The organism is Mesorhizobium sp. M1396, assembly GCF_040317725.1.
In the GTDB taxonomy this organism is placed as follows: domain Bacteria; phylum Pseudomonadota; class Alphaproteobacteria; order Rhizobiales; family Rhizobiaceae; genus Mesorhizobium.
The window spans coordinates 23,842-36,418 of record NZ_JAMYLA010000052.1 but is presented as its reverse complement, the minus strand read 5'-3'; the positions used below and the strand labels follow the sequence as shown (position 1 = coordinate 36,418).

General features: G+C 60.6%; 13 protein-coding genes, 1 pseudogene and 1 riboswitch. Of the genes and pseudogenes, 3 read left to right on the top strand and 11 right to left on the bottom strand.

Annotation, left to right across the window (positions count from 1 at the left end):
* Window positions 1-4: 4 nt before the first annotated feature.
* A pseudogene (locus tag NKH02_RS27235) lies at window positions 5-406 on the bottom strand (YkoF family thiamine/hydroxymethylpyrimidine-binding protein); the annotation flags it as partial.
* A riboswitch (TPP riboswitch) is annotated at window positions 397-509 on the bottom strand. (Overlaps the previous pseudogene by 10 nt.)
* 217 nt (window positions 510-726) lie before the next feature.
* On the opposite strand from NKH02_RS27235, the gene NKH02_RS27230 reads away from it, so the two are divergent.
* Window positions 727-1,062, top strand: a complete 336-nt coding sequence (locus NKH02_RS27230; RefSeq protein WP_352882801.1) for a hypothetical protein — start codon at window positions 727-729, stop codon at window positions 1,060-1,062.
* A 124-nt stretch (window positions 1,063-1,186) separates the two neighbouring features.
* Here the strand turns inward: NKH02_RS27230 and NKH02_RS27225 are convergent, their stop codons facing one another.
* Entirely contained in the window at window positions 1,187-2,107 is a 921-nt protein-coding gene (locus NKH02_RS27225; protein WP_352882800.1) for a LysR family transcriptional regulator, read from the bottom strand.
* Between the two features lie 145 nt (window positions 2,108-2,252).
* Between NKH02_RS27225 and NKH02_RS27220 the strand changes: the two genes are divergently transcribed.
* Window positions 2,253-2,990: an SDR family oxidoreductase gene (locus tag NKH02_RS27220; protein WP_352882799.1), complete on the top strand. Its 738-nt coding sequence runs from the start codon at window positions 2,253-2,255 to the stop codon at window positions 2,988-2,990.
* Window positions 2,991-3,183: 193 nt separating this feature from the next.
* Here the strand turns inward: NKH02_RS27220 and msrA are convergent, their stop codons facing one another.
* Together msrA and NKH02_RS27210 are read right to left on the bottom strand one after the other, a co-directional pair.
* A complete protein-coding gene (gene msrA, locus NKH02_RS27215; protein ID WP_352882798.1) occupies window positions 3,184-3,702 on the bottom strand; it encodes a peptide-methionine (S)-S-oxide reductase MsrA in 519 nt (172 codons plus the stop codon).
* Window positions 3,703-3,833: 131 nt separating this feature from the next.
* Window positions 3,834-5,378: a glycosyltransferase family 39 protein gene (locus tag NKH02_RS27210; RefSeq protein WP_352882796.1), complete on the bottom strand. Its 1,545-nt coding sequence runs from the start codon at window positions 5,376-5,378 to the stop codon at window positions 3,834-3,836.
* A gap of 206 nt (window positions 5,379-5,584) precedes the next feature.
* Here NKH02_RS27210 and NKH02_RS27205 point away from each other — a divergent pair, with 206 nt between their 5' ends.
* Window positions 5,585-5,734 (top strand): hypothetical protein, encoded by a 150-nt coding sequence (locus NKH02_RS27205; protein WP_352882812.1) that lies wholly within the window; start codon window positions 5,585-5,587, stop codon window positions 5,732-5,734.
* 50 nt (window positions 5,735-5,784) lie between these two features.
* Here NKH02_RS27205 and NKH02_RS27200 read toward each other — a convergent pair whose 3' ends face one another.
* The 7 genes from NKH02_RS27200 to NKH02_RS27170 form a co-directional block, all read right to left on the bottom strand.
* Window positions 5,785-6,108, bottom strand: a complete 324-nt coding sequence (locus NKH02_RS27200; protein ID WP_352882795.1) for a hypothetical protein — start codon at window positions 6,106-6,108, stop codon at window positions 5,785-5,787.
* Window positions 6,108-6,293: a hypothetical protein gene (locus NKH02_RS27195; protein WP_352882794.1), complete on the bottom strand. Its 186-nt coding sequence runs from the start codon at window positions 6,291-6,293 to the stop codon at window positions 6,108-6,110. Before NKH02_RS27195 ends, NKH02_RS27200 begins: the two co-directional genes overlap by 1 nt.
* Window positions 6,278-6,505, bottom strand: a complete 228-nt coding sequence (locus NKH02_RS27190) for a hypothetical protein (protein ID WP_352882793.1) — start codon at window positions 6,503-6,505, stop codon at window positions 6,278-6,280. Before NKH02_RS27190 ends, NKH02_RS27195 begins: the two co-directional genes overlap by 16 nt.
* A 1-nt stretch (window position 6,506) precedes the next feature.
* On the bottom strand, window positions 6,507-6,725 hold the full coding sequence (locus NKH02_RS27185) for a hypothetical protein (RefSeq protein ID WP_352882792.1): 219 nt from the start codon (window positions 6,723-6,725) through the stop codon (window positions 6,507-6,509).
* Window positions 6,725-7,456: a glycoside hydrolase family 108 protein gene (locus NKH02_RS27180; protein WP_352882791.1), complete on the bottom strand. Its 732-nt coding sequence runs from the start codon at window positions 7,454-7,456 to the stop codon at window positions 6,725-6,727. The genes NKH02_RS27185 and NKH02_RS27180 overlap by 1 nt, the downstream gene beginning before the upstream one ends.
* Before the next feature lie 853 nt (window positions 7,457-8,309).
* Window positions 8,310-9,320, bottom strand: coding sequence for an EpsG family protein (locus NKH02_RS27175; protein WP_352882790.1), 1,011 nt, complete (start codon window positions 9,318-9,320; stop codon window positions 8,310-8,312).
* 218 nt (window positions 9,321-9,538) lie between these two features.
* Entirely contained in the window at window positions 9,539-12,376 is a 2,838-nt protein-coding gene (locus NKH02_RS27170) for a hypothetical protein (RefSeq protein ID WP_352882788.1), read from the bottom strand.
* Window positions 12,377-12,577: the final 201 nt, after the last annotated feature.

The window sequence follows — 12,577 nt, the reverse complement described above, 5'->3', positions numbered from 1 at the left end:
GCCGCGCCGCGTTGCCTCCGCGCAATTTCGTGCAGAAATGCTGGAGCGCTCATAGACGCCCGACTGCTTGAGAAAATCGATGCAGCCGTAGATCTCGTCCATATTGTCGTCGGCGCCCATCACGTAGAGCGAGAACTGCGCTGCCGCCGGCGCCGCGCACCGCCGCGATGCCGCATCCCTACGTGGGCCGAGTGGCCCGACAGGTCCGCCAAGCGCATCGGAGCGGCAGATCGGATCATCCGGCTCGCCCGGACAGCCGCGCGAAATGGTAGCCGACAGCACGCGAGTTCGCCGCTGCGCGCCGCCGCCACGAAGAGGTCGCGCACAGCCCGCCCAGCGCGCCAAGGATGTCGCCGACGAAATCGTCGACCATGGGATATAGGGAAATCTGTGCGCCTGAAAACATCGCCCGCCTCGCTCCGCTGGTATTACCCAGATCAGCTTTTAGGGTCTGCGGGCTTGCCGCCCCGTCTCAGCCCCGACCGTACGGAGCACCCCCGTGGATGCGCGGGTTAATGCACCAATCAAACTGAAGTGAAAGCCATTTTTTCAGCGCGCTGCGCCAAAAAGCATTGCGCCAGGCCTGGTTCTTGGGTCGAAGCTGCCGATGCTGCTGGAGCTGAATTTTGTCGGGAACCTTCGCTGCCGCGACCTGTTGTCCCCACAGTCGCAATGCGATCACCTTCGTAGAAACAAGCGACGAGTTCACAGAAATGGAGACAAACCATGTTCATGAAAATCATCGCAGCTTCGGCTCTTACCGTCGGTCTGGCCATGTCAGCCATGGCGCAAAGCGCCGGTAGCAACAACGCAAATGGCGATGGCAGCGGCAGCGGGAAGTCGGTGACTGTGGAGCCGAACACCCCGGCTTCGCCGAATACGGTCAGCCCGGGTACTGTCGACCCCGGCATAACCAACAGCACGACCGGCGTGCCCGGCGACATGAATTCGAACGCAGATCGAAATTGCCCGGCCGGCCCGCAGGGCGCGCAGCCTGACGCTACCCACACGTCGCCGGGCACCTCTGCGCCGACGGTCAATGACAACCATTGCGGTAAGTAGGCCATTGCTGGCCACCAAAGAAGCCGCGAGCCCATGCTCCGCTGCTTCTTTGGGCGTCAGCGGAACCGGGCACTCCTAAACAAGGCCAAGCTGGCATTATCGACCTGTTCAAGCGGCGCGCGCGTCAGCCACCCGGCAGCGTTTGGCGTCCGGCATGTGCATGACGCAGAAAATCGACGAAGGCGCGCACGGCCGGCGGCGTATGGCGCTGCTTCTGATAGCAGAGGAACCAGCCGGGAAAGGTCGCACACCACTCATCCAGCAGCGACACCAGTTTGCCGGCATCGATCAGCGGACGTACCAGCTCTTCCGCCCAGAAGGCGATGCCGACGCCCTGCACCGCGGCGGCAATCGCCATGTCGCGGCTAGAGACGATCAGCGGACCGTTGACCGCGACCGAAAACCATTGGCCATCCCTGGCGAATTCCCATCTGTAGGGACCGGCACTGCCCGGCCGGCGCCAGTTGATGCAGCGGTGTTGGTGCAAATCCGCGGGTGCCGACGGCGATCCGTGACGGGCGACGTACTCCGGCGAGGCCACGGCGAGTTGGCGCTGGGTGCCGCCGAGCGTTACGGCGACCATGTCGGCTTCAAGAAATTCACCAAGTCTGGCGCTGACATCAAAGCCGGCCTCGACACTATCAATGGCGGCATCGTCGATCGTCACATCGAGCACGATGTCGGGCCAAGCCTGGTGAAAACGGCCGAGCACCGGCTCCAGATAGGTGGTGGCGGCAACACTGGGCATATGGACGCGCAAGATGCCGGCTGGCATGCCACGCAAGGCTATGGCATCGCCGACCGCCGCCTCCATCTCGGCCATGGCCGGCGCGAAGCGCGCGTGTAGGCGCGCGCCGGCTTCGGTCAGCGAGAGGCTGCGGGTTGTGCGGTTGAGCAGGCGCAAGCCAAGCCGCGCTTCGAGCTGGCGGATCGTCTGGCTGAGCGTCGATGCGGAAATCCGGAGATCTTCCGCGGCGCGAGCAAAACTGCCATGCGCGACGACAGTGGCAAAGGCCTTCAGCTCCGCATAGTCGCTACCCCGCATTATCTCGGATTCTCCAATGAGTATGATCGAATTCTATCGCATTTTCCGCAGGGTGTCTGTTGCCTAGGTTGAGGACATATCTCGAATGATGCCGATCATCGGCATCGAGCGCATCTGAACTTCTCTTTGAGCAGGAGCAACCAACATGCGGAAACTCAATGGAAAAATCTCCCTGGTGACTGGCGCCTCCTCGGGCATTGGCGCGGCAACAGCATTTGCTCTGGCGGCGCAAGGCGCGGTCGTCGTGATCGCGGCGCGACGTCGGCAACGGCTCGATGATTTGGCCAAGCGCATCCGTGATGCCGGCGGCGAGGTGCTGGCCATCGAGGCCGACATCACCGACGAGGCGCAAGCAACCGCCATGGTCGGTCGCGTGCTGGAGAGCTACGGCCGATTGGATATGCTGTTCAATGTCGCCGGCGTCGGCGTCGCCGCCCCTTTCCAGAACACCACCACGAGTGAATACCGGGCAATGGTCGATATCAACATTCTGGGTTTGCTCTATACGATCAACGCAGCGCTTCCGGCGATGAAACGGCAGGGATCAGGCCATATCATCATCGTCTCGTCGGGCACCGGCCGCTACATCCATCCTTCAGTCGTCTATTCCGGCACCAAGCACGCGGCCAGCGCCATGGCGGAATCGCTGCGCCGCGAAATCGGCAAGGATGGCATTCGCGTCACCGTGATCGAGCCAGGCGCGGTCAGGACCGAATTCACCGCCAACATGCGCGATGACGTACGCTTGGCGGTCGAGCAAAGGTTGGGCGACATGGAGCAGTTGGAGAGCGAGGACATCGCCGCCGCCATGCTCTACGCGGTGTCGCAACCGCCAAGGGTCAACGTCAACATCCTGACGCTCTACCCAACGCAGCAGGCATGAAAAACCCGCGGCCTGTTCCTAGCCGCGCTTGATTGCCACGTGGCGTATTAAGATGGCGCCAGTCTTTGTATTCGGCGCTCGACGACTGCACCGAGGCGACAAGGCGCACTGACCGAAAGGGTTTGGCGTGCAATGAAGTCGCTCGACGACCTCGTCGAGCGGCAATGCATGGCCGAGTCGCCGGTTGTGAAGTCTACAAAACAGCCTTTTCGCGAACCGGCAGCTTCCAGCCCGGCCTGACGAAGTGGCAGGTGTAGCCGTTGGGATATTTCTCCAGATAGTCCTGATGCTCAGGCTCGGCTTCCCAGAAGGGACCGACCGGCGTCACTTCGGTGACGACCTTGCCCGGCCACAGACCCGAGGCATCGACATCGGCGATAGTGTCCTCGGCGACGCGCTTCTGTTCGTCGCTGGTGTAATAGATCGCCGAGCGGTAACTCAGCCCGACATCGTTGCCCTGCCGGTTGCGGGTCGTCGGATCATGGATCTGGAAAAAGCGCTCCAGCAGTGTGCGATAGCTGATGATGGCCGGATCGAAATTGATCTCGATGGCTTCGGCGTGGGTGCCATGGTTGCGGTAGGTGGCGTTGGGCACGTCGCCGCCGCTGTAGCCGACACGCGTGGAGATGACGCCGGGATAGCGCCGTATCAAATCCTGCATGCCCCAGAAACAGCCGCCGGCAAGGACTGCGCGTTCGGTCGAAGTCGCCATATCACGTCTCCTCAAAAGCAATTCCGGGCAAAGCGTGTAGCGATTTTCCGTCTGGAATTGCGCAAAAGCAAGTTGGATCTCCCATAAATGGGCATTGTCTTTTGCTTCGTCCAGCGGACCGCCGACCTGCTTCAGTTGCTCGTTCGGGCGAGGCTGTCGATCGCATTCGGCAATTGCGGCGCGCCGGGCGGTATGGCGGCAAAGCTGACCGCCACAGGCGCCGCTCTGAGCGACCAGTCGAAAAGAACGGTTTTGACCGGGACGCTACCCAGCCACGCCTGCAGATAGGGTGGCACGTCGCGCCCAGGCCAGACCAGCAGCATGCCGTGGTCGCGCAGCCGCTCCTTGGTGATCCAGGGGGCGTACCGCATGTTCAGGTCGGTGAAGATCGACGGCTTGTCATAGGCATTGAGGCCCGCCAGCAACGCGATAAGTGTATGGCCGCCGACGATGTCGAGCCGACCGGGCGCGGCCGCGTGCCAGACGGCCTCGGCCTCATCCGATATCTGCCGCGCCGGCCAGCAGACGGCGTCCATGCGTCCACGCAAATTGCATTTCGTCCAGCGGATTCCCGCATAAGCACCAGATATGCCGATAATGCAGGCGAACGCGCAGATCGCCAGCTTTTGCATCTCGACGGTGCCGAGGCGGTGGCCCAGCAAGGCAAGCGCCACAACGCCAGCAAGATTGTACATCGGCGCGCCCCAGGCCTCGCCTGCACCGGTGAACAGGGACGCCACCATGACGAGGAGCGCCGGACCAAGCCCCATCCACAAGAGATAGACGAGGATACCACGCCCAACGGGCTCTTGCGGCGCCGCCGAACGCCGCAGCAGCCCTGATATCGCGAGCACCAGAACAAAGCCGCAGAGCCCGGCCATCTGGACGCCGATATAGTAAAAGCGGGAACGATGGGCCAGCACCCACTGATCGCGCCAGGCGGCATAGGTCAGCGGCAGGAAATCGGCGCGGGTGAGTTCGACGGCCAGCGGCGCGGCGACAGCGACGAAAACCACAAGGCCAAGCCATGGCCAAGGCGTGGCGAGCCGACTGCGTGCCCGCGGGTCGGACAACAGCCAGATCGCGCCGAACAGCAACAGCAGGGCGGTGGAAAACTTGGCGTAGAGCCCGAGGCCCGATACGAGTCCGAGCGCAAGCCACCAGCCCGGCCCACTACCACGCCCTGCACGCCACAACAGCCAGCAGATAGCGGCCCAGAAGGGCATCTGCGCGTAGTCATGGTTGAACTGCGGGGTCGGCCAGCCGAAGAAATAGAGAGACGGCATCAAAAGCACGGCAGCCAGCGCGCGCTTCTGCCCTATCAGGTCACGGGCCAGCAGATAGACCAGGACGAAAGTCGCCGAGATCATCAGCTGGGCCACGAAATATTGCGGCCAGCGGAACGATCCGGTCAGAAGATGGCTGGTCTCGAGCAGCCATGCGGGAAGCTGTGGATGCTTGTAGGTCAACAGCACCCATTCGCGGCCCCACATGAAGCCTTCGACAACATCGTTGGGCGGTGAGACGTTGACAAGTGCGGGCATCACCGTCCAGCACAATATCTGCATCAGGCACAAAATCGCCAGCAAATACAAGGGATGACGGATTAGACTCGACAAAAGCGATGGAGAATCGACGCCGGCGGCAGGCAATCCCGCCGGCACCCAGTTGTCCATGGATCCATCTATCCCCGCCATGCGGCGCTTAAATCACATAGTCCGGTTTGACGAACAGCCCGAACATCGAAGCTTACGAAAAAGTATAGCTTTGTGCCGTTGCAGCATCAAGATCGAGCAGGAGTATCGACGCCCCTCTCTCCCGGCACGACAGCGCCGCACGTCTGACCCAGCCTGAAAAATCCAGATCCCAATGCGCCACCACCATGCAGTCATCCATTACCGTGCGCTCGACTTCTGGATGGCGCGCGGCCGTTCTCGTCATCATCTGCCTGCAGCTTCTGGTCATCAACAACCTCTCATTTGGGCCGCGCTGGCTGGCCCCGGCGCTGGAGGCCGCCCGAAACGCAAAGTAGCCCGCCCGGCGTGAGCCGAGGCGGGCAAAAAGTGCAGCCGGAGCCAGCAGCTATTCCTCTGGCGCCGGCCTGAATCTCCGCACCACAAACTCGAACAGGACGTCCGAGATCCACATGGCGCAGACGCCGATCAGGAAGGCGGCGGCCAGCGTGGTGGTGTCGTCGGCGGGATCGGGCATCGGCAGGCCGGTGATCCTGGCATAGGAGACCGCCGGCAGCGTCAGATAGGCCGCGGCAAGCGCGCCGCAGATCGGCGAGGCCACCATTTCGCGCAGCTTGTAGCGATGCCGCGACAGCGCCCGCAGAACGCCGCCGGCAAGGCCCGCCGCGACGACCGGCCCCTTGATGCCAAGCAGGTCGAAAAGATCGTTCATCACGGCCTCCATCCACAGAGCTTCCGGCCCTTTTCGTTGTGAGCCAGGATCGCCGCCACCGACGCAGCGGAAAGGATCGCCACCTCTGCCTGTGTCGGCCGGATGGGATGCCCGGCCGCGCAGAACGACCCGCCTGATGTGGTGCAGCCGGCCAGCGTGAGCGAGAGCGCTATGATTTTGACCATCTGCCCAGCCTCCCCCGGTTGTCGTCCAGCGTCCGGCCGGCGACGGCGTCGTCGATCTTCTGGGCTTCGGTGCGGGCCGCGGCGTCGGCGGCATCCTGCCTGGCCTTCTGGCTGGCTTTGCCCTTGGCGTAGGCAGTCCAGAGACCGGCGAGCGCGGCACCTATTGCAAGGAGATATGGCCAGACCTGGCCAAACAGTGCGAGCGTTCCCATCTCATGTCTCCTTGGCCGGCGGCGCGACCATACCGCGCGGACCGTCACGCACGGCGTTGATGACGATCTTGGCAAGGGCGATAGCGCCGCTGATCTGAAGCGCGGTGCGATCGGTGACGCCGAACATCGTCCAGTCGAAGCCGACCAGGGCGCCACCGCAAATAATGGCGATCAGCGTGTTGAGGAGATTGTGCAGCGCGTTGGTGTTGAACCATGCCATCAAAAGATGCTCCCGAAAAAACCGGTGACGTGGTGCCAGAAGGCCGCGAGCGCTCCGGCCATGAGGACGAGAATGCCGGTCGCGGCCGCCGTCTTGCCGCCGGATGGCCGTGAAGGCGGCCCGGGCTGATCCGTCGGCGCCCCATTAGCGGACGTTTCGACCCTGGGTGGCTGCAATGACGGAACAGGCGCGGATGCGGCCACCGGTGCCGCGGGACGTTGCGCCGACATCAGCAGGGCTTGAGCTCGCACCGACTTGATGCGATCGGACCAGCCGCGCCCGAATGTTGCCCATGTCGGCAGCCGTTTGAGAAACGCCAGCCGCGCATCGCAAAGCGCATCGATGATGACGCCGGCCGGCTTTGCCTCGACTGCCGCGAGGGTCGCCGGTCCGATCCGGCCGTCCTGGGCAACGCCCACGGCCGCCTGCAAATATTTCGCCGCCCGGCCAGGCCCGCTGTTCACCGCGAAATCGAACACGGCAAAGTCGACGCCGTCAGGCAGTTCGGCGCCGAGCGCGGCGTCCCAGTAGAAGCGGCGGTAGATCGTGGCAAGCTGCGCGTCGCCGATGCTGCGGAGGTCCGCCTTTGTCGCGTCGGCCTTCACGTAGCGTCGGAAGTTCGCGAGCGTGACACCCTTCATGGTGGCGCCGCCGGGATCGGCCGGATTGTCCGACCAACCGCCTTCCGATTTGAGGACGAGCGCAAGCGCCCGCGCGAAGTTGCGGTCCATGGAGATGGTTCCTTTCGGATCGGTTTTTGCCAGGCTGGGAGGGTGGACACGATGGTTCGATTTGCTCACGACATGTCCCGGCCAAGGATGGACCGGAGGATCATGGCGTTGATTGCCGCAGCCATACTGGTGGACATGGCCGTGGTGTTCTGGTCAGGACGCAAATCCTGAGGAGAGGGGCAAGATGACGGACAACGTCGAAGGTGCGATCACCGACGCCTGCAAAATCGCAGCGGCCGGACGCAACCTGCCGGGCTCGTAGTGAGGCGCATCGCAGCAATATCTTTCGTGCTTGTTGTTCTCGCGCTATGCGCCACGGCCTCAGCCATCTACTCAAGGCTGAAGGACGGGCTTTCCGTAGCCTGTTTCATCGCTTGGAATGATTTCGGCTGCCGTTGCGATCGGATCGGTATCCGGGCTCATTTGGCAGTTTACGCAGTCTCAAATGCGACCTTCGCTGGACGGGTTCTTTTGGCTCGCTCCTCGTGCTGCCAATTTCGGTGACCCTTTATGCCTCAGCTGCGTGGACGGGTCGCCTGGTACTTTCTTGGCTGGCAATGACGATCCGCACGCATCGAGCACAACAGAGCAGGTGCTGCACGCAAGCCCTCGTCACTGCCCGGCCGCCGTCCGATTTGAGAACGGTCGCAAGAGCCGGCGCGGGTTGGTCCATGGTGATGGTTCCTTGAAGATTGAATATGTTCTGCGGGGCCGATAGAGGATTTCACGGTCGAAGAGATGCGACACGAGAAAGCAGCCCACAGCACCTCAATCGATGCGCAGAGCGATGCTCAAGCGGTGATTAGGCTAGACCGAAGGGCAGCGCGAGAACTGAGCAAGCCGTGGATATGAGTTAGGCGCCTTGCCAACGACTGGACGAGTGAGTTTCACTACGCGGATCGGTCTGCCGAAAAAACCGGCGCGGCGCGGTTATACGGGCATACAGCGTCACGAGCACCACCGGCAGCAAAAGCATCGGCATCATGGCGACTCGGTTGTAGTAAGGTAGTCCGCTCGCCAACATGTATATAACAGTCATGAGGACACAATACTTTCCCAAGCGCTCATCAGACTTCTTTGCCGCCCTCTTAATCAATAAGACACTGGCGATGCATTGGACTAACGAATAGGCAAAAAACAGCGCCTTGAACCCTATTCGATAGCTCATAAACATGTCGGAGGAGTACTGAGTGTATAGGCCAGCCTGCGCCAAAATCGGAGTAATTATTACATTCGAAATATCAGGAACAAAATCTGTAATGTAACCCGCGAAAATCAAGGTAACTGCGCCAACGATCAATTTTCCTGAACGTGGAACAAAATCTGCCAAGACATAGATCGCAACGAATAGAGCAGCGCTATAGTGGCTGCCGATCGCCAAGGCGGCAAAGAGGATGGCTCGGTATTTCTTGCCGTCATTAATCGCGAGGAAGAACGCGAGAATGAAGATAAGCGAAAACCCTTGACGCAACGTGTTTTGGCCCAGTTGCTCGAACCATGGCAGCATGATCAGGCCGACAGCCGATATCGCACCAAGGACTACGCTATCGCTTTGTCTGACCGAGTAAAGATAGTAGACTGAGACCATGACCATGCTGTTGGCTAGCATGCTGTCAGAAATCGAAAACCCTAGGTTGGCGTATAGCCAATGCATGGCGATGAACACAGGTTCATGCGCCACAGCCGTCATATAGACTAGGAACGTTGCTCTTGTCGCATAGGCGAAATCTCTCGAGTAGGCGACGATATCACCTTCCAAGGCATACGAGGCATAATTCGCATAGTCGGTTCGAGAAACCGCGAAGAAGAGCACCGGGGCAAGAAAGAGCAACTTTGGGAACCAGAATTGGCGAATGGGCCGCATTCGAAACGCCTTTTCGATTCTTGGCGACACGTGCAATAAACACCTTCATTATTGTCATGTGAAACGCAAGATGCCGACGCCCTCCAAATTAAGTTGCCGGCCAGCGCTACGTGGGCCCGCCAAACATGGTCCTCGTGGTGATCGCCAAGCACGCCGCCCGTGGATCAACGTTGAAAGCACCTTCGGTGCTTGCCGACCGGCGGTCCCGATTGCGGGCGTCAAAACTCAATGAACTCAACTGTCACGCAAAGCCCTATCAGAGTTCTGCCTGCGCCGACTGAATTTGAGTTGACGAATATGACGTCGCCCGGCTCCAGGTCAGCGCCGGCTGAGTTGGCAGCAACAGCGCCGTCGCGCATGACGAGCGCCGTCAGCCCTGTTGCGCTGGTATCAATGGTCGACACGTTTGCCGAAGCACCTGCCCGGAAGCGTCGCAAGATCAGATTCCGATAATTGGCCGCATCGGCGGCAGCATCGGCAGTCGCCTGGTAGCTGGCCCGAACAACCCGGCCACGGCGACGCGCTACGAACACGCCCTTGTTTATCAACCCGGTTGCAGCATAATCGCCTAGCTGAGCGGCGATGCTTTCGCCGAATATGTACTTCTGCGCGTCACCTTGGAGTGTAACCACTCCCTTGACGTGATTGGTTTTCCCCCATCTAAGGGAATATGGATAAAGCAGATATTCCCACTTCACCGCGCCACCAAATGGCCGCCAAACCACAGTGCCATCGGCGATCCTATGATCCGTCCCAGCCGGACCACCTGCAACCGCCGAAGTGCCTGCCGTCACGCAGATGAAATACGCGTCACCGTTCGATCGCAATGCATCCACAGTGTAAACGGTCGACGCCGCCCACACCGCAATCGATGCCGAGCCGTCATCTGTGACAGAAAGCGCCGTTCCGGTTGGCCCGCCACTGCTGGCCGATTTCCCCTCGGCTGTCGCGCGATAGAAATTCCCGCCGTTGGTCACAATAGCGTTGCGCTTGTAGATCGTGTCACCAGCCCAAGCCGCTATGGCGGTGCTGTCGCCGTTCAACACCACGTTACCGCCGATATCGCACTCGTCGACGGAAGCGCGTCCGGCACGAGTGGCAAGCCCTGTGATTGTTAGATCCGTAAGTGCACCACCAAGCGTGTTGTTTCCCCGCGTTATCAGCCGCCTAACCTTTGCCTGTGAAGGTGTCGAAATATTCAGGCCGCCTTTGTCAGATGCCTCAATGCGTAGTCCGTCGATATCGACATCGAGATCAGACCAGGCGATCTGATCGGCATTCGACGCGGCCGAAATGCAGTTCACGGCATGGTTGAAGCCGCATTGCGCCCGGCGGGAGGTGATGTCCTTGAGCTTCAGGTTGACCGCCTCGCGAATATCGAAGTAGCCGTGATCGTCGAGCACAATGTTTTGCAGGGTAATGTCCTGCACCGGGGCCGCACCGGCATGATTCCCTGCCGACCAATCCCACCCGATGTAAAAAGCCGGAGTGGCCGCTGAGCCGACCGCCGAACCCGAGATGTTTGACAGAAGGATGCGCTTCCCAACCTGGAAATTCCTGACAATCGTGCCTGCAACATATTCCGCAAACGTATCGGGCGTCGTCGTTTTGTAGTTTATTGTGACGATGTTTCCAGTGTTGTTGACTGAAAAATCACCGATCGAAGCATCGACCTGATCGTTGACGTCGATGCACTGGTTCACGCGCGCGGTCGACTTGAACACTCCATTGCGGATGACAACACGTTGGCTGGCACCGTCGAGATCGATCGCTTCCGAGAAATCTTCGAAAAGGAAATTCGTCATCACGAAGCCATCGACATAGCGAACATTGAAGCCGCCCGTCACCTTCTGATGACGATGTCCGTCAACCTGCACATTTTTGCTGTTCTGGATGTGGGCGTAGTAGCCACGCCGGTTGCCGCTGGAACCGCTCTTAGTATCCAGAAACCTCAGTCCGTCGACGCCGACCGCATAGACAAAGCGTTGGTTGCTGTTCGTTGCATCGGAATTATTTTCAGGGTCGAAGGTAAGACTGTCAAACGTAATGTTCTTCCGGGCGCCGACGATCATGTTCTTGTCGGTCGAGAAGACCGGCTGGACATCCGCCGCGATAGCGCTGGCCCGGCTCACACCGTGCAATACCGCCTCATGGCCATTGAAAGTGACGTTGTCCGCAGTTAGAGCGACCGCACGATAGACGTTCACCGTAGGGAAATTGCCGAAGGTGAAAGGCGAGACTGAACCTGGCACCATCTTGTAGGAACCGGCTGGCAACCTGACCCCGCCCAGCGCCAGGTCGTGTGCCGCTTGCACGGCCGGCGCATCGTCATTGGAGTTATTCTTACGAGCGCCTTTCTGTGAAGCAAGCGGCGTGTCTGCCAACGTATACCCCGCCAGCGTCACGCCATCGCTCAAGGTGATCACCAGATCCCCGGCCGAGGTGGCGTTCCTGCGGTAAACGGCGCCACTGCCCGCAACCTGATGGCTGTCGTAGAACGCGGTGCGGATGTAGGTCGGGGCGATAACCGGCGAAAACGCTTGGGCCGCTGCAAGCGTCGCGAATTGCGGATCGATCACCGTTGTCATGGCCTCGGCCGCGACATTGGCCGCCGCCTGGGTCTGGTCGATGATGCCCTGCGTGGCGTCCCGAATATCGCCGACGATGTCATCGGACTGATAGAAGCTGAGGACGATGCTGCTGGTTCCAATGACGGGGTCCAGCGTCTGGAAGGCAAAGACGAAATCAGCCGAAACCGTGCCCTCCTGGACATGCACCGTCGTCCCCTTCTGCATGGTGCGACCCGCTCGCGCGTCGGCGGCGCGGTACCAGTAGCCCTCCGACGCCGTATAGATGCCGTTCAGCCTGGCGTCCGCCTGGTCCTTGACCAGCACCCGGTCGCCGGTCGCGGTCTGGACTCCGTCGATCACCTTGAGGCCCTGGATCCAGGCAACACCGTCGATGACGATCGTCTCCAGGTTCGCCGTCGTTGCCAGGCGCACGGGTTCACGCTCGCCGGTCAGCAGGCGAACGGCGGCGGTTGCGGGTCGGGCCATGAGGCTTGCTCCATGAAAAAAGCCCCGCGAAAGCGAGGCTGTGAAAAGGCTCTGATTTGGGGCGTGGACGCGTCGGGAGGTTAACTCCAGTCACATGCGCGGGCGTGATAAAGGTGCACTGTCACCGTAATTCGCAGCACTACTTGTTGTCGGCACCCAATGGCCTGATGCTGTCTGAGGGTAAGCCCAGTTCATCAAGCA

Coding starts and splice junctions, on each gene's coding strand:
- NKH02_RS27230 (WP_352882801.1), top strand. CDS start 727: ATGTTCATGAAAATCATCGCAGCTTCGGCTCTTACCGTCGGTCTGGCC.
- NKH02_RS27225 (WP_352882800.1), bottom strand. CDS start 2,107: ATGCGGGGTAGCGACTATGCGGAGCTGAAGGCCTTTGCCACTGTCGTC.
- NKH02_RS27220 (WP_352882799.1), top strand. CDS start 2,253: ATGCGGAAACTCAATGGAAAAATCTCCCTGGTGACTGGCGCCTCCTCG.
- msrA (WP_352882798.1), bottom strand. CDS start 3,702: ATGGCGACTTCGACCGAACGCGCAGTCCTTGCCGGCGGCTGTTTCTGG.
- NKH02_RS27210 (WP_352882796.1), bottom strand. CDS start 5,378: ATGGACAACTGGGTGCCGGCGGGATTGCCTGCCGCCGGCGTCGATTCT.
- NKH02_RS27205 (WP_352882812.1), top strand. CDS start 5,585: ATGCAGTCATCCATTACCGTGCGCTCGACTTCTGGATGGCGCGCGGCC.
- NKH02_RS27200 (WP_352882795.1), bottom strand. CDS start 6,108: ATGAACGATCTTTTCGACCTGCTTGGCATCAAGGGGCCGGTCGTCGCG.
- NKH02_RS27195 (WP_352882794.1), bottom strand. CDS start 6,293: ATGGTCAAAATCATAGCGCTCTCGCTCACGCTGGCCGGCTGCACCACA.
- NKH02_RS27190 (WP_352882793.1), bottom strand. CDS start 6,505: ATGGGAACGCTCGCACTGTTTGGCCAGGTCTGGCCATATCTCCTTGCA.
- NKH02_RS27185 (WP_352882792.1), bottom strand. CDS start 6,725: ATGGCATGGTTCAACACCAACGCGCTGCACAATCTCCTCAACACGCTG.
- NKH02_RS27180 (WP_352882791.1), bottom strand. CDS start 7,456: ATGGACCGCAACTTCGCGCGGGCGCTTGCGCTCGTCCTCAAATCGGAA.
- NKH02_RS27175 (WP_352882790.1), bottom strand. CDS start 9,320: ATGCGGCCCATTCGCCAATTCTGGTTCCCAAAGTTGCTCTTTCTTGCC.
- NKH02_RS27170 (WP_352882788.1), bottom strand. CDS start 12,376: ATGGCCCGACCCGCAACCGCCGCCGTTCGCCTGCTGACCGGCGAGCGT.